The 17,223-nt window shown below is 41.2% G+C and carries 8 protein-coding genes and 1 pseudogene; 5 read left to right on the top strand and 4 right to left on the bottom strand.

The annotated features are described in order from the left end of the window. The 3 genes from HC643_RS09820 to HC643_RS09810 form a co-directional block, all read right to left on the bottom strand. On the bottom strand, positions 1–983 hold a 983-nt coding region (locus HC643_RS09820; RefSeq protein ID WP_167844646.1), incomplete at its 3' end, for a DUF4351 domain-containing protein. Between the two features lie 215 nt (positions 984–1,198). Continuing rightward, positions 1,199–2,926, bottom strand: coding sequence for a serine/threonine protein kinase (locus tag HC643_RS09815; protein WP_038075823.1), 1,728 nt, complete (start codon positions 2,924–2,926; stop codon positions 1,199–1,201). A 152-nt stretch (positions 2,927–3,078) separates the two neighbouring features. Next, positions 3,079–3,918, bottom strand: coding sequence for an alpha/beta fold hydrolase (locus tag HC643_RS09810; protein WP_038076090.1), 840 nt, complete (start codon positions 3,916–3,918; stop codon positions 3,079–3,081). Positions 3,919–4,519: 601 nt separating this feature from the next. Here HC643_RS09810 and HC643_RS09805 point away from each other — a divergent pair. The 5 genes and pseudogenes from HC643_RS09805 (at position 4,520) to HC643_RS09785 (ending at position 16,128) form a co-directional block, all read left to right on the top strand. Next, positions 4,520–5,254, top strand: a complete 735-nt coding sequence (locus HC643_RS09805) for a hypothetical protein (protein ID WP_038075821.1) — start codon at positions 4,520–4,522, stop codon at positions 5,252–5,254. Between the two features lie 372 nt (positions 5,255–5,626). Continuing rightward, positions 5,627–8,674, top strand: a complete 3,048-nt coding sequence (locus HC643_RS09800) for an nSTAND1 domain-containing NTPase (RefSeq protein WP_050046169.1) — start codon at positions 5,627–5,629, stop codon at positions 8,672–8,674. Positions 8,675–8,708: 34 nt separating this feature from the next. Beyond that, positions 8,709–9,173: pseudogene (locus tag HC643_RS42770) on the top strand (DUF4277 domain-containing protein); the annotation flags it as partial. A 591-nt stretch (positions 9,174–9,764) separates the two neighbouring features. After that, on the top strand, positions 9,765–11,600 hold the full coding sequence (locus tag HC643_RS09790; RefSeq protein WP_038075820.1) for an ABC transporter ATP-binding protein: 1,836 nt from the start codon (positions 9,765–9,767) through the stop codon (positions 11,598–11,600). Between the two features lie 322 nt (positions 11,601–11,922). Then, complete coding sequence (locus HC643_RS09785) at positions 11,923–16,128, top strand: two-partner secretion domain-containing protein (RefSeq protein WP_038075818.1); 4,206 nt, start codon at positions 11,923–11,925, stop codon at positions 16,126–16,128. Between the two features lie 183 nt (positions 16,129–16,311). Here HC643_RS09785 and rsmH read toward each other — a convergent pair whose 3' ends face one another. Next, positions 16,312–17,220, bottom strand: a complete 909-nt coding sequence (rsmH, locus tag HC643_RS09780; RefSeq protein ID WP_038075815.1) for a 16S rRNA (cytosine(1402)-N(4))-methyltransferase RsmH — start codon at positions 17,218–17,220, stop codon at positions 16,312–16,314. Positions 17,221–17,223: the final 3 nt, after the last annotated feature.

The following is a 17,223-nucleotide window of genomic DNA, read 5'->3' as shown; positions in this document are numbered from 1 at the left end:
TCAGCCACTTCAGAAAAGTCTAATAAGACTTCTCCCAATGCTTCAAGTTGTTCTATAGATAATTTTCTAATTTGTTGAGTTAATGATGCATCGATTTCACCAAAAAGGCGATTTAGCTGACGCATAACCAGACGTTGCTCTCCTTCAAGTCGTCCCTCTTGTCGTCCTTCAAGTCGTCCCTCTTGTCGTCCTTCAAGTCGTCCCTCTTGTCGTCCTTCAAGTCGTCCCTCTTGTCGTCCTTCAAGTCGTCCCTCTTGTCGTCCTTCAAGCCGTCCCTCTTCTTTTGCTTGTTCTCGATTGCGTTGATAAAGCGGCTCTAATCGCATAATTAACTCCCTGTCGTCTTTATCTATATCTTGATTGATTCTCAAATTTTCTTGCAAGTTATAAACTAATTCTAGCGTTGCTTTTTGATAGGGATGATTCTCTGGTAACTCCACGAGTTCAAGAATTGCTTGCTGCTGCACTTTTCCCCTACCTAACAGTCGTAACCATAGCGTCTCTGGTGTTGGTGGTAGCTGATGTATAACCACAATTGCTGCTCTCAACGCATCTCCCAAAAAGTAAATTCCTGGTAACCATCCCGGTCTTTGGTTAATATTAAAGCTGGATAATCTGTTAGTAGATGCTGTGGGAGTGAGAATCCACAATTTGGGAATTTTCTGTTTTAGAATTTTAGTTTTATTGGCTTTTGCTTCTCGTCGCATGGACGCTCTGACTTCCAATAATTTTAGCAAGCAGTCGCAGATTTCATCTTCAGAGGCTGCATTGCGAAATGGTTCTACTATCATCGGAAATTCAGCAAATCTGCCCAGCAAGCCTAATGTTTGTATATCAGAATTCTGGGGTTGAGCGGGGATGAAGAAAACATCAATTTCTTTGATCTCTCCTGAAACTTTTTCTGAGGTTTTGACCTCCCCGTAATTTTTGAGTAATTCTTCAAGGTAATCTTTTGCAAACTTATCATGTATAAAGCGGGTCATGGAATTTGAAGCATGGATTTTGGCATTTATTAAGCGGTCATTGTATCAGACTTTATCCAAATATCTCTTTCTCCATTTAAAATTATTATGTCTCTAATGTTAGTTTTGTGTAAGGTTACATAATATTGCCTTCAGGCTATAAGCCTGGATCTGCACAAACAAAGAGGTCGCTTCGCAGGCTCATTCTATGCATCTTTAAAAAGGCTTGATATTAACTATAAATTACTGGGTGTTGTTTTAAATTTCTCTGGAAACCCTAGAGAATAATCTTCTAACTTAAAGTCAGCAAATGGTTTTTTCTCTAACCTATCTCTAAGGGCTTCATCCAAAAGAACGCCTTCTGATTGTTTTCTAACTCCGATGATAATAATGCTTCTTTGATAAGCGGTTAAATCCTGGCTCGCCTGACAGTCATTGCGACGAAATTGCCCTAAATTGAGTAAGCGATAACCTTTGACACTGTTCGTATTACTAAATATTTTTTTAGCTAAAAGTTGTATCTGCTTTGAACGCTCAAGCGCCCTACGTTCTTCAACTGCTACGACCCCCTCACAAGAAGCTGTTCCTACAGAAATAATCTCTGTAGGATTTTCCATAATTCTCTGTATACCTTCTTGCTCTAAATTGGATCTCAAAGCATCTAGATTAATGACTTGGTCGTTGTATTTGACTTGGAAATCACTACCCAACAGCCATTTATATTCTACAGAGAGAACAGCTACGTTAAATTCAGCTATTCTACCTTGGCTATCTCTACCTTCTTCATAGGGAAAGTAGTCAACTTTTCCTTTTCTTTCTGGTGCTTGTCCGTAATCGGGAAGTGAAGCAAATTGTGGAGACCGTGTTGCTAAAGCAACGATACCAAGAAAGCCTAAAACCACCAATAGAGCTGCAAACAAGGAAAGTAATGGCACTTTTTCGGATGGCTGTTGTACTGGGACATGGGGTTTTGGTGGTAAGGTTGTCGTATCTGGTGGTGACAAAGGTTGTGTCTCTAAACTTCCCACAACATTGACAGTAGCTACAGCACTTCCTCCCAACTGTTGTTCGATCGCAGCAAGGCGTTTTAAGATTTCTTGAGCATTAGCAGGACGTTGACTAACTTCTGTTGCCATTAACCAATCAACACAGTTTAACAGGAGTGGTGAAATACCAACAGTGCGATCGCGCCAATGCAATACGTTGTGATGGGCGTCATACAATGTTATGGGGTTTTGTCCTGTCAGCAAAAATACAAAAGTGCGTCCCAAAGCAAAAAAATCTGATTGAGGTACAGCCAATCCATTCAATTGTTCTGGGGGGCTATAACCGGAAGACATAATAGCTGTGACACCCCCTGCACTACCGTGTAGTTTTGCTAAGTAAGTTCTCGTCACTTCCCGAGCAGTGCCAAAGTCAATGAGTACCAACTGTCCATCCGGTCGAATCATAATATTAGATGGCTTAATATCTCGGTGCAGATACTGCTTTCCATGTACGAGCCCCAAAATTTCGGCCAATTGTTTCAACCAAGCGATGGCTTGGTCTTGAGAAATGGGTCTATTTTGCTGTTGTCTCAGCCACTGTTCTAAGTTAGGACCCTCAATCTTTTCCATAACAATGCAGTGTAAATTCAAACCGTGTCTGGTTTGATACTGAAAGTAGCTATCTTCATTGGGAATGCCAGAATGTTCCAATTGTCCCAAGACAGCCACCTCTTGCTGGAAAAGTTCTACTGCTTTGGCGTCCGTTGATAATTCCTCTTTAAGAACCTTCAGAATTTTTGGCGTGTCCCGTTCGTAAGCCTCATAAATTTTTCCAAAACCCGTTTTATCACTTAAAAGCCGCATCACCCGATAACGTCCCTGCAATTCCATGAGGGAACCACAGCTTTGACAAAAGCGGTTTTCATCATTATCTGGATGGTTCGGTTTGGGACACGTGGGGTTTATACACAGGCTCATGACAAACAATGAATGGGTAAGCGTACCAGTACTCTATAGTAGCGACTGAAATTTACTTGTATAAATGACAGATACACGTAATTAAAGTTGCAATATCTCACGCAAAGACGCGAAGAAACTCTTTGCGTCTTTGCAACAAGTGCGTGAGATAATTATCTAACTCCCTGTAAAAACGCTTTTACAGTTTGATTAAATATCTCAGGTTCACTCAGGAACGGCCAATGATTGCCAGGAACCGTACTTATCTGTAAACTTTTCAGATAAGTTTTGTAGGGTTTGATCTGCCAATCTTTGCGGTTAACTCCTTTTTCTGGTTGTATAAACAGGGTGGGAGTATGAATTGGGATTGTAAAACCAGGAACTCGCATCACTTCTTCAAAAATTCCATTACGGGCTGCGATTGTAAATTTACTACCCCAGCTACCATCCGGTTTTTGTTCTATACCTTCTTTAAAAACCTGCTGTTGTAAGGGGCTCCATCCTTGGAATTCATATAACTGACGCGCTTTCTGTTCGGCTTCTTCGTAACTTGCAAACGGTCCCATCCCTTTAAGAAAGGATAAAGAATTGTACAAAAGTGGAAAAGTGAGTTTGAAAATACTGGGGATTTTCCAGATAAAAATTGGGTCTATTAAAACCATGCTCCGTACACGTTGGGGATTGAGTCTTGCCCAAATCACAGCCAGTTTTCCCGACCAAGAATGACCTACAATATGAGCAGATGACCATCCTAGTTTATCCATGAGTGCTTCTAAGTCCGCGATCGCACTCTCAAAACTGTAGTCATCTTCGGGTTTGCTACTTTCCCCATGACCGCGCATATCTGGCGCAACGATATGGTAATCTGCTGCTAGGTCATCTCCCAAGCTAGACCAAACTAAGGCATGGTCGGCTAAACCGTGTAACAGCAGTAATGGTTCTTGACCTTGGTTCCATTCCAAGTAAGAAAGTTGGATATCTCTCGTTGACAAAGTTTGACGTACAGGCTTCATGGCAAATTCACCACATTTTGAGACGGTATTTCTCTTCATTGCTTAATATTCTGTTATATTCGGTCAACTTTTTCTGCTCGCTTAGCTCATACAAAAAGGCAAAAGTCCGGATGTAGAGAGCCTCAGGCGCAAAAGCGTACAGGAAAAACTTTTTTAATCTGTTACCATTGTCAATCTTGATAAAGCTTAGAGTATAAGCGTGTTGCTGTCATCCTTTAGCCTTCATACTGAGCGCCGTTTTGTACCAGTCATACGAACAACTAGATTATTTATAAAAAATTGTAAGTACAGTAGTCATACCGGGATTGGTTGAATTGAATTAAACCTTAAAGACATTTATTCTTATTCTCTAATTTTCTACTTTTAAAGTGAAACAATCGCTCCTTTGATAGAAGCTGATATCACTTCTTTCGATAGAAAGCTTTTCGTAAAGAGTGAGGCTATTCTAATAATACTTTGAATGAAATTTGTCACTTATAACCAGGGAATTATATCGATAATATTCCTCAATTCAAAATAAGAATTGAGAGCAGGTTAATGACTTGCTCATAGCCAATCATTTTTTCCCTATCACCTTATTAAGAGAATAAAAACAACTGTTATGAACGACTCAAACGATCGCAAAAACTTTCAAGAAATTCACAAAGATATTTATACCGATGGGAATGGAAACACTCACGCCAACGTGACACGAACAACTGAAACAGTCAATAACGGTAGAACCGATGTTCAGTCTTATCAAAATGGTTACCTCCACGGTCAATCCTCAGAACGGAATTATCAAGATCGGATTGAACAACGGGACACCGATAGTACTGGGCGTGGAATCATTTTAGGCTTATTACTGACCCTACTGACAGGGCTAACAGTAGGCGCTGTTTGGTATTTCAATCAACAAGATTCTTCTGTAGAGAATACTACTACCACACCATCAGCAGTTCCTTCAACAAACACTGCATCTCCAAGTCCATCACCCGTGGGAACTCAAAATTCTCAAACCAAAACTACGATTATTGAAAGAACGAGAGAAGTTCCAACAGTTATTGAAAGAACCAAGGAAGTTCCAGTTCCAGTCTTTATACCCGCACCAAAGCCATCACCAGCTACTACACCTAATGTCAACATAACTGTTCCACCTCAAGAAGGTGCAACCAAACCAGCTCCTCCCGCAACAGCAACTACACCCACATCACCTTCAAACTCCAACACAAGTACTTCTGATGAAGAAACAAATAGTGATACTAATACACCTACTTCATCTGTAGAAAATGAAACTGTAGTACCAAGTAGCAGCCCCTCTCCTGAAGCTAATAGCCAGGATAATCCAGACCGATAAGATCTGTGGGGAGAATATTCTAGTATGGCGATCGCACTCTATGATGATTGAGTGCGATCGCCTATTTTACGTGTCAGCATACAGCAGATTTCAACTTGGTGAGGTACAAAAATTACCCCCCTCTGTCCCCCCAAAGCATCGGGGGGATGAAAGGGGGGTGTACCTCATTCAGATGCAAAGCGCTGTATCTTTACTTGTTGTGCAGCTTGCGTTTTACAAAATTGTGAGATAAGTTTCTGAGGGGCTGATGGGTAACACAGTCAAAGTGTCAAAATTTTCAGAGTGTTGCTTGAAATATTTTACCATCATGTTTAATGTCAAAGATATTGAAATTAAGAATATTGACCACTTGGACTTATTAAGTGTACTCTTATGAGTAACAACACGCGTGTCAAAACAATTCTGGTATTAGCTGTTAATCCCACAAATACTTCTCGGTTACGACTAGATAAAGAGGTATCGGAAATTGATGAAGGATTGCGACGAGCAAACAAGCGAGAGCGTTTCAAGCTAGAGCAGAAGTGGGCGGTGCGCTCGCGGGATTTTTACCGAGCAATATTGGACAGTCAACCGCAGATTGTTCACTTCTGCGGACATGGTGGTGGCGAAGATGGTATTGTCTTGGAGGATGAAACGGGGCAGGCAGCCTTTGTGCGGGCAGATGCACTCTCTAGTATGTTTAAGCTGTTTGCCGTAAAGGGAGTAGAGTGTGTACTGTTGAATGCTTGCTACTCAGAAGTACAGGCGGAGGCAATTAGTCAACACATTAACTATGTGATTGGCATGAATCAAGCAATTGGGGATAAAGCAGCCATTAATTTTGCCGTAGCGTTTTACGATGCCCTAGGAGCCGGGGAAGAAGTGGAGTTTGCTTTTGAGCTAGGCTGCTCTCAGCTAGTTGGTCTTAAAGAGCATCAGACCCCAGTGCTTAAAAAAAAACTAATTCATCCTGTCTCAATTGAGATTGAACCAGAAGTAATTCTCCCACCAAACCCATATCAGGGATTATCTGCATTTCAGGAGCAGGATGCACAGTTCTTTTTTGGGCAAGAGACATTTGTTGAGTGCTTAGTTCAGGCTACTCGCAAACAGCCCTTAGTCGCAGTAATGGGTCCAAGTGGTAGTGGAAAGTCTTCTGTAGTGTTTGCTGGACTAATTTCACAGTTACGGATGGAAGAAACTTGGCTGATTGAATCGTTCCGCCCTGGAAAGCAACCGTTTGATGAGCTTGCCTACACTTTAGTGCGTCAATTAGAACCAGAACTTGGTAAAACAGAGCAAGTGATAAAGACAGCTAAACTGGCAGAATCCTTGAAAAAAGGTGAAATAACCTTACAGCAGGTAACTTCTCGAATTTTGCAACATAACCCTAACAAAAATTTATTGCTGGTAGCAGATCAGTTTGAGGAACTCTACACTCTTTGCCAGATTAAAGAGGAACAGGAGCGTTTTGTTGATACGTTGTTGGCAGCTATACATCAAACAAGTTTGACGCTGGTCTTGACTCTAAGAGCTGACTTCTACAGCTATGTCCTTTCCTATCGTCCGTTTCGAGATGTATTGCAGCAATTTACGCCTCAGTTGCTAAGTTCAATGAGTAGGGAGGAACTACAGACAGCCATTGAGCAACCTGCCCAAAAGCTAGAAGTGCAATTGGAAGCACATCTAACCGAGCGAATTTTGGATGATGTGGGACAAGAACCAGGTAATTTGCCGTTGTTAGAATTTGCTCTGACCCGACTGTGGGAGAAGCAGCAAAATCGTGTGTTAACTCACCAAGCGTATGATGAGATTGGGGGTGTGAAAAAAGCTTTAGCAAATCATGCTGAACGGGTTTATTGCAAACTCAGTGAGACAGAGCAGAAGCAAGCACAACGGATTTTTCTGCAATTAGTACGTCTGGGGGAAGGAACCGAGGATACCCGCCAACTAGCTACTAGTGCCGAAGTTGGGGAAGAGAATTGGGGATTGGTGACTTATTTAGCTGGCTATAAAGCACGTTTGGTAGTGACGGGACGCAATGAACAGTCAGGGGAAGAAACAGTGGAGGTAGTTCATGAAGCCCTGATCCGAGAATGGCAACGTTTACGCGGATGGATTGATGAAAATCGGGATAAGCTTAAGCAACAGCGCAAAATCGAAGCAGCGGCTAAAGACTGGCGAGATCAGAGAAAGTCGAAGGATTATTTACTCCAAGGGAAAAGATTGACACAAGCAAAGGTTTTTCGACAAGAATACAGTAATACCTATCCTCTGTCTCCCCTTGCTGAGGAGTTAATTCGAGAAAGCCTAAAACAAAAACGATGTAGGCAATTCCAAGCTATTAGTTTTTTAGTAATTCCAGTTATTGCTGTATTGGCTGTGCTCGAACCACGCCTGAGGGAAGAAGTCATCGGAAACGACATTGCCATAATTAATAAAGAAGGTGGTGCAGGGAAACGTCAAGCACTTGAACGTCTAGTCAAAGGGTGTTGGATCGCACTAAGGTTTAAATGGAAGCCCAATTACTTGTCAGAGCGTTTGTTTGGTAATTGCAGACCTCTTAATCAAGCCAACCTCACCGGATCTGACCTCAGTGGAGCAAACCTCAGCGGTGCTAACCTCAGCCATGCCAACTTCACGAAAGCAAATATCAGATCGGCCAACCTCACCGGAGTCGATCTCAGTGGAGCTAACCTAACGGAAGCCTACCTTTGGGATGCCAATCTCACGAAAGCCTACCTTTGGGGAGCCGACTTTACGAAAGCCAACCTCCACAACGTCAACCTCAATGGAGCCAGCCTTGGGGAAGCTAACCTAACGGAAGCCGACTTCAATGGTGCTAACCTCATGGGAGCCAACTTCACGGAAGCCAACCTCACGGGAGCTAATCTTATGGGAACTAACCTAACGAAAGCTAGCTTTAACGCAGCTAATCTTAGGGGTGCCCGTCTCGACGGTGCTAACCTCAGCGATGCCAAACTCAGCAGTGCCGATCTCTTCGATACCAACCTCAGAGGTGCCAACCTCAGCGGTGCCAACCTCAGCAGCGGTAACTACTACGGCAATGCTAAACTCGGCGGTGCTAAACTCAAAGGCTCTTTGTACAACAAAGAAACTAAGTTCCCTCAGAATTTCGTTCCTACTAATCAGCAGATGCACCTTATTGGTCCTAATGTCAACCTCAGTGGTGCCGACCTCATTTCTGCAAACTTCAGCGATGTCAACCTTAGCGGAGCTAACCTCAGCAGTGCCTTACTTGCAGGTGCCAACTTTAGCGGTGCTAACCTTAGCAATGTCAACCTCAGCGGTGCCTTACTTGCGGGTGCCAACTTAATGGAAGCCAAAAACTTGACTCCTGAGCAAGTTAAATCTGCCCAGATGTGGGAGGCAGCAATATACGACGAGGATTTTCATGCAAAACTGGGTTTGAAACTTTAGATTTTTCTGACAGAAAAAGCGTGACTTGCACCAAATGTTTTCAAAATTTTTTGAGGGCAAAGCGTGTGAACATTTAATTGGTTCTGGAGTCAAGCCGGAATACTTAAATGATGATAAATTAGGTAGAACTCTGGATAAATTGTATATGAAGGGATTAACAACAGTCTTTTTAGCGATCGCTTTGAACCACCCTTCCGCACCCAAACTGTCACACATGAATAAGAAGCAGAAAAAGTTGTACATAAAAACTAAAAATAGAGTAGATAACAATTCAGTATTTAAAAATTACTTGCAATAGTGATTCAAGAGAATTTAGAGGGATAGAGAAGTAGATTTACGTAAGCTCTGACAAAAAATTCTGAAAGCTGAAGAAAAAGCTCGCAACGAATTGAAGAAGTTAGCCGCCGAAAAATTTGCCTGTGAAGCGGATACGGTTAAAGCATTATCAAAACTTTCTCAAAAGTTCAAATATCATCAAATTGAGCAACATAAAGTGACTGTAATAACCCCAAAAGCACGAGGATAAGCAAGCTCCCTAGCTACTTTTTATCAAATATCAGCAATAATAATGAAAGAAATTTTATTTTGAATCTCTTGCCCGAACATTGTCAGCGTTATTACCGCTTAGTCACATAATTAAGTTTTGAAAATTTATATTTATAACTTCTCTACAAAATAGCTATTTTTTGAAAAATGGCTCTCAATCAGTATGTCTAATCGTTTTCTATTGAGACTTTTACATTAATGCAATCATAAATTTATTCAAGAAACTATAGGGATTTATCTATCAATTACCACAGAAGATCTCTGGCTATCTTATTGCTAATAATTAAGAATGAGTTGAGTCTCTTATATCTCAGTTTCTACGCTTTCTCACCTGTCTTTTTGGCAAGCAACTGTATATTTTTATTCTTTTTTTAAAGATTTTACTCAGTAATTACCGTTTGTGACGGTTGGGGTGCGGAAGGGGGGGTTTAACCTTGCAGAACTAAAGAGAAGGTCTGATTGTAATCAATTCTTTGTATGCGATAAAGAAGCCATTACGAAGTACAGCTGTATTGCGGGGTCAATTTTACGCTATAAAAAAATAATGAAGATACGTAAAAAACGCAACGCTCTGCGCCAATCCCTTGCAGTTTTTCGATACAGTGGGCGAGCTTTAGGCTTAGTCTGGACGACTAGCCGCTCTCTTACCATTATTCTTGCGAGTTTAACTTTAGTCGCAGGTCTTTTACCAGCTGCTGTCGCGTATATTGGCAAGTTAATAGTTGATGCTGTCATAGCAGCACGCAATTTTGCAGTTACATATAATAGCGACTCTGTCAATCTTTATTACCCATTAATGTATGTGGGACTAGAGGCTATTGCAGTGGCTTTACTAGCAGCAAGCCAACGAGGTTTGACGGTTTGCCAATCCTTGCTCAGAATGCTGCTCGGTCAACGGGTCAACGTTCTAATCCTGGAAAAAGCACTTTCACTCGAACTCACTCAATTTGAGGATTCAGAATTCTACGACAAAATGACCAATGCAAGGAGAGAAGCATCTGTTCGTCCTCTCTCTCTCGTAACTCGCACCTTTGGCTTGGTACAAAGTGCTCTATCTCTTGTCACTTACGGTCTTTTGTTAATCAAGTTCTCCGTTTGGGCATTATTGATGCTAGTTATAGCAGCAATGCCAGCATTTTTTGCAGAAACCAAATTTGCAGGAGAAGCCTTTCGCCTCTTTAGCTGGCGTGCTCCTGAAGCCCGCGAACAGCATTATTTAGAAACCCTTCTTGCTAGAGAAGACTTTGCCAAAGAGGTGAAGCTTTACCAACTAGGAGATATGTTGCTCGAGCGCTATCACACGATCTTCAATCGACTTTTTGGAGAAGATCGCGACTTGACGCTGCGGCGAGGAATGTGGGGCTACCTACTGAGTTTGTTAAGTACTGCTGCTTTTTATATAGCTTATGCCTGGATTGTAGTGGAAACAGTTGCAGGCAGAATTTCTCTAGGAGATATGACAATGTATCTCACCGTTTTTCGTCAAGGACAATCAACATTTTCTGGTGCGCTCACCTCTATTGGAGGAATGTACGAAGATAACTTGTATCTTTCCAATCTCTATGAATTTTTAGAAGAGGGGATACCAGAACCAAAAGGCAAAGCAACCAAAGGGCTAAAATCTAAAGATGGTATTCGTTTTGAGAACGTATCGTTTACATATCCTGGGAATTTGCAACCAACATTGAAAAATATTTCCTTTCACCTCAAGCCAGGAGAAAAACTAGCCATTGTTGGTGAAAATGGTTCAGGTAAAACAACACTTATCAAACTGCTGAGCCGACTTTATACTCCTAATTCCGGGAGGATCTTATTAGATGGTTTAGACTTGCAAGAGTGGAACGTGAATGTATTGCGGCGGCGTATTGGGGTCATTTTTCAGAACTTTGTGCGCTACCAGTTTACAGTGGGTGAGAATATTGGTGTGGGAGATGTGGACAACCTAGAAGACAATACTCGGTGGATAACGGCTGCAGACAAAGGTATGTCACTTCCTTTTATCGAACATTTGCCTAACAATTTTCAAACTCAGCTTGGTAAATGGTTTAGGAAGGGATACGAACTTTCTGGAGGACAGTGGCAAAAAATTGCTCTTTCCCGTGCTTTTATGCGAACTCAAGCAGATATTTTGGTTTTAGATGAACCAACATCAGCCATAGACCCCCAAGCAGAGTTTGAGATTTTCAATCGCTTTCGCACTCTCACTGTTCATCAGATGGTCTTTCTCATCTCTCACCGTTTTTCTACAGTGCGAATGGCTGACAAAATTATGGTTGTTGAAGCTGGAGAAATTGTAGAACAGGGAACTCACGAAGAGTTGTTAGAATTGGGTGGGCGTTACGCAACACTGTTTTCTCTGCAAGCTGCGGGGTATCAATAGTTTTGTTGCAAAGGAGCGCTCTAAAAATTCCTCTCTTATATAAGGTAGATGTAGGTTGGGTTGAGGAACGAAACCCAACTTTTCAATTGAGTGCAATATATAAAAAAGTTATGGAACCCAGCCTGTAGCAGACGAACGCGGATAAATCTGTACCTCACTCCGATGCAAATCGCTATAAAATATAGTTTTTTTTATACAAACAAAAAAATATTATTGCAGAAAACTGTCTTGCTATCGGGATACGCAAGAATATTTACTAGAAGTATTGCTTAAGCATACAGTTTGATTAGATACTCGTATAGACCAAATGAAAGCACACCCAATGACAAGAAAACACGGTTTACACAAGTGTTTGCAGTTCGGATTGGCTGGGTTACTTGGCTGGTTGAGCATGAGTCTCTTCACCACGAAAACCCTAGCGCAACAAAGTAATATTGTACCCGACAACACACTTGGCGCTGAGTCCTCCCAAGTGACAGGCAACTTTTACCCGACACCGATAGAAGTCATTACAGGTGGTGCAATTCGCCAAATTAATCTGTTTCACAGTTTTAAAGAATTTAATGTTAGCGCGGGACGGGAAGTATATTTTGTGAGTCCTAGTGTAGATATCCAAAATATTCTGGCACGGGTGACAGGGAATAACCCTTCCGAAATTTTTGGGAGACTGGGAACATCTGGTGGTTCTAACCCGAATCTATATTTGATTAATCCCAATGGGATTGTATTTGGCAAAGATGCTAGTTTAGATGTGCAGGGTTCCTTTGTGGGGACAACAGCGAACGGGGTACAGTTTGGCGATCGCGGTGTTTTTAGTGCCACAAATCCCGAAGCAGCACCATTGTTGACGGTGAATCCTTCAGCCTTGTTGTTTAATCAAAACCAAGGGAACGCAAGAATTACTAATCAATCGCAAGCTTCTGCTGGTAAGAATCTTATTGCTGAAGATGTCACGGGTTTAAGAGTACCAGATGGCAAAAGTTTGCTGCTTGTTGGTGGAAATATCAATATTGATGGTGGGAGTATTCGCTCCTATGGGGGGAATATTGAGTTAGCAGGTTTGGCTGCACCGGGAAATATAGGATTAAATATTGCAGGCGATCGTATCAGTTTAGCAGTACCTGATGGTGTAGAACGGGCAAATGTTTCCCTAAATAACGCCGCAGAAGTTAATGTTCGTGGTGCGAATGGCGGGAATATTAAAATTCATGCTCGTGATGTGAATTTAGCAGGAGAAAGTAAACTTAGAGCAGGTATAGAAACAGGTTTAGGAACACCAAATAGTCAAGGTGGTCATATAGAAATTAACGCCACAGGAACCATAAATCTGACTGATACTAGCTTTATTTCCAACACATTGCGAAAAGACGCTATTGGTAAATCGGGTGACATTAATATAACTACAGGTTCCTTAAGCTTAAGTAAAAATTCGTTTTTAGATGCCAGTACTTTTGGACAAGGAAATTCTGGAAAAGTTTCAATACTAGCCAAAGATAATATTTTGCTTACAGGTAGTAGTGAGATTTATAGTTCTACGGAAGAGGGAAGTTTCGGCAATGGTGGTAGTATCAACATTCAAACAAGTTCTCTTTCTCTAGCGCAAGGTTCCGAACTCAACACCAAAACTTTAGGACAAGGAAATGCTGGTAGTATCAATATCAATGCTCGCGATACCATAAGTTTAGATGGTTTTGTAGAGACTACTCTAAAAGACGGAGAACCAAGTCGAATTTATAGTCGTATTATTAGTGCTGTCAATCCAGAAGGCACAGGTAAAGCTGGAGATATTCAGATAAAAACAGGATCTCTCCAATCAACCAATGGGGTATTTATTAGCAGCAGTACCCTGGGTAAAGGCGAGGCAGGAAATCTTACTATTGATGCTAATAATATTGCTTTTGATGGTGGTAGTTCTATTGACAGTAGGGTGTTTGCAGATGGTGTAGGTAAAGGTGGAAATATCTGGGTTAATACTGGAATTCTTTCGTTATTAGGTGGTTCAAAAATATCTACTACAGTTTCCGGTAAAGGAGATGCAGGTAATATCTTTGTGAATGCCCGAGACACAATTAAGCTGGATGGGATAGGAGAGTTTTCGATTGCTGGTATTCAAAGTGGTGTAATAGCTGGAGGTGTCGGTAATGGCGGAAATATAGAAATAACAACGGGTTTGCTGTCATTGACAAATGGTGCAAGTATTGATACAGGTACAAACGGGAAAGGCAACGCAGGCAATATCAGCATTGACGCTCGTGAAAATATTAATCTAGATGGTTTTGGTAAGGTTTTTACGGAACAATTTGGACAAGTAAAGTTACCCAGTAGGATTAGTAGTGATGTGAGTCTTGATGGTGTAGGTAAAGGTGGAAATATCCGCATTAATACCAGAGAATTATTCTTAAACAACAAAGGTCAAATAAGTGCTGATACCTTTGGGATTGGTGATGGAGGTAACATTTTTATTCAAGTATCAGGAAAAATTTCTCTCAGCGATACTAATAATATTGGCTTCACTCAAATTAGTACCACGGTTTCTAGTAAAGCCAGGGGTAATGGTGGCACTATCAACATTCAATCTGGGAATTTGTTATTAGATAATGCTTCAATTAATAGTTATACTTCTGGGCAGGGAAATGCTGGTACTATCTCGATTAAAGTTCAAGATACTTTATTTTTGAATAATCAAGCATATTTTAGTAGTGCAACTTCAGAAATAGTAGGTAATGGTGGAGATATTGATATTCAAACAGGAAAACTTTTTTTAGATAATAATTCTTATTTCTTTGCTAGCACTTCTGGTAAAGGAAACGGTGGTAATATTTCAATTCAAGCAACAGACACAGTTTCTCTTGCAAATAACAGTAATATATCGAGCAGTATTTCCGAAACAGGTGTTGGTAATGCCGGAAATATTAATATCTTTGCCAAGTCATTTTTTGTAAGCGGAGAATCTTCGATTTTTAACAGCAATCTTGGTGGTAAAGGCAATGCTGGCAATATCTTAATAAATACAAAGGAGAATACTTCCTTTACAGGTGGTTCTTCTCTGAGTAATGGTACATCAGGTGAAGGGAATGCTGGGAATATCAAAATTCAAGCAAGCGGTGCTGTGATACTTTCCGGACGCAGTGAAAGACTGAGTAGTGGAATATCTAGCGGAGTGTTGGAGACTGGTGTAGGTAATAGTGGTGATATTGAGATTTTCGCCCGTAGTTTTGAGCTATTTGATAATGCTAATTTAGCTACATTATCTTTTGGTAAAGGTGATGCGGGTAATGTCTTGATAACTACATCAGGTGACACAACTATCAAAGATAGTAGTGGTATAGCAACATTTATTGGCAAAGAAGGAAATGCTGGTAAAATTGCAATTCGAGCAGGTGGTGATGTCTCTATTTCAGGAACAAGCAGTTTGTCTTCCATTCTTTACCTAAATGCGGTAGGTAAAGGTGGAGATATTGAAATTCAGGGGCGTAACTTTTCGTTATCCGATGGTGCTGCTTTATTGTCCGCTACTGTTGGTAAAGGTGATGCGGGAAATGTGTTAATTAATGCTACTGACGATATTTCTTTTACAAATGGTTCTCAAGTTCGGGCTGATACTTTAGGACAGGGAAATGCAGGTAATGTTACATTAAATGCTGGCGGTACTGTATTGTTTGATGGAATGAGTTCAGGCGGTCGTAGAAGTGGAATCGCAACCCAAGTTACAACAGAAGAAGGATTTACTGGCAAAGGTGAGGGTGGTGATATTAATATAAATGCTCGTACTTTATTGATTACCAATTATGGAGTACTAAGTTCCAGTAGCACAGGACAGGGAAATGCTGGAGATATTAACATTAATACTCGTACTGTCAGTCTAGATAATGAAGGAATTATTGCTGCTCAAACAAACTCTGGTAATGGTGGAAATATTAACTTAACCTCTACAGATTTATTACTATTGCGTCGTAACAGCAATATCAGCACAACTGCAGGTTTAACCAAAGCAGGTGGAAATGGCGGGAACATCAATATCAACGCTAAATTCATCGTCGGTGTTCCTCAAGAAAACAGCAATATTAGCGGCGACTCTTTTGAAGGAAGCGGTGGAAATGTCAGAATTAACTCACAAGGTATCTTCGGTATCGAAGCGCGTCCAAAACCAACGGAAAAAAGCGATATTACAGCCAGTTCTGAATTGGGTATTTCTGGTGTAATCAACATTAACGCACCCGATACCAGTTCCATCCAAAACTCCTTCACCGACTTATCCTCAAATCTTATCGACACTAACACACTCCTCACCAAGAGTTGCATTACTCGCAGCATCAAGCGACAAGAAAACTCTTTTACTATCAAAGGTTCTGGTGCTTTGCCCACTAATCGCCCTGGTGTTTTGGTTTCTACCTACGCAACTGGTGAGGTTAGAGGTGTGGAAACTACATCTCGTCCTTGGAAAAAAGGCGACCCGATTATCGAAGCGCAAAATGTTTACCGCCTGAATAATGGGCAATTAATATTAAGTCGAGAATGTTCTAGTTAATTTTACAGATCTACCTTGTAAGGATATCAATTTGTCAAAATTGTCAAGGAAGTCGGAAGTGGATTAAATGATTCCAGAAGACAACTAGCGCATCTTTTGTCTCAAGGTAACTAAACTATAATCGCCACTACGAATGTCAAGCATTTGAGTAGATTTGCCACTGCCAGCAGGTGGCAAGATATTTTAATATAGGGTCGCTAATCTCTTCCGTTCTGCTATTCTCAATTTTGCAGAACGAGCGCGGGGGTTGTTGGTAATTTCCTCCTCTTGTGCTGTTATGGGTTTCTTAGTTAATACATTCAACAAAGGAGAATCTCTCAAACCGTGCTTCACTATCCGGTCTTCCAAACTGTGAAAACTAATAATCGCGATTCTACCACCAGGGACAAGAGCGTTTGGTGCTTTTGTTATGAAAGTCTCTAAAACTTTTAACTCATCATTGACAGCAATTCGCAAAGCTTGAAAAACACGGGTCGCAGGATGAATTCTACCATGTCGGTATTTAGCAGGTACAGAAGATGCGATCGCCGTTGCTAATTCTGTCGTTGTTTGAAATGGTCGTTTTTCAACAATCCGTCTGGCAATACGTCGCGATAGACGTTCCTCTCCATACTTAAAGAAAATATTGGCTAATTCAACTTCATCCCAATCATTGATAACATCAGCCGCCGTTAAAGATTGTCTCCTATCCATTCGCATATCCAAACGCGCCTCGCGACGAAAACTAAAACCGCGTTCTGGAGTATCCAAATGGTGAGAACTAACACCTAGGTCAGCGAGTATACCATTAAAAGTGTTTTGAGGAAATTCGCAGACAGCAAAGTTACCGTGTATAAATTGCACTCTTTTTTCAAATACTGCTAATTCCTTTTTCGCCGCAGCCAGAGCATCTTCATCTTGGTCAACAGCTGTTAATCTTACATCAGGAGCAGATTCCAAAATCAGCCGACTGTGACCTCCACCGCCAACAGTCGCATCCAAGTAGTGACCGTTGGGAAGCACAGCTAAACCCTCAACCACTTCCCGACTCAGGACGGGAATGTGTGAGAATGCAACTTCTTCAATATCAAGTGGAAGCTCATAATCTTTCATAAT

Source organism: Tolypothrix bouteillei VB521301 (genome assembly GCF_000760695.4).
In the GTDB taxonomy this organism is placed as follows: Bacteria; Cyanobacteriota; Cyanobacteriia; order Cyanobacteriales; family Nostocaceae; genus Scytonema; species Scytonema bouteillei_A.
The sequence above is the reverse complement of the archived record's forward strand: the minus strand, read 5'-3'. Positions and strand labels throughout refer to the sequence as shown.

Bases quoted from the DNA above. Each gene is read 5' to 3' on its own strand.
- HC643_RS09815 (WP_038075823.1), bottom strand. From the start codon at position 2,926: ATGAGCCTGTGTATAAACCCCACGTGTCCCAAACCGAACCATCCAGAT.
- HC643_RS09810 (WP_038076090.1), bottom strand. From the start codon at position 3,918: ATGAAGCCTGTACGTCAAACTTTGTCAACGAGAGATATCCAACTTTCT.
- HC643_RS09805 (WP_038075821.1), top strand. From the start codon at position 4,520: ATGAACGACTCAAACGATCGCAAAAACTTTCAAGAAATTCACAAAGAT.
- HC643_RS09800 (WP_050046169.1), top strand. From the start codon at position 5,627: ATGAGTAACAACACGCGTGTCAAAACAATTCTGGTATTAGCTGTTAAT.
- HC643_RS09790 (WP_038075820.1), top strand. From the start codon at position 9,765: ATGAAGATACGTAAAAAACGCAACGCTCTGCGCCAATCCCTTGCAGTT.
- HC643_RS09785 (WP_038075818.1), top strand. From the start codon at position 11,923: ATGACAAGAAAACACGGTTTACACAAGTGTTTGCAGTTCGGATTGGCT.
- rsmH (WP_038075815.1), bottom strand. From the start codon at position 17,220: ATGAAAGATTATGAGCTTCCACTTGATATTGAAGAAGTTGCATTCTCA.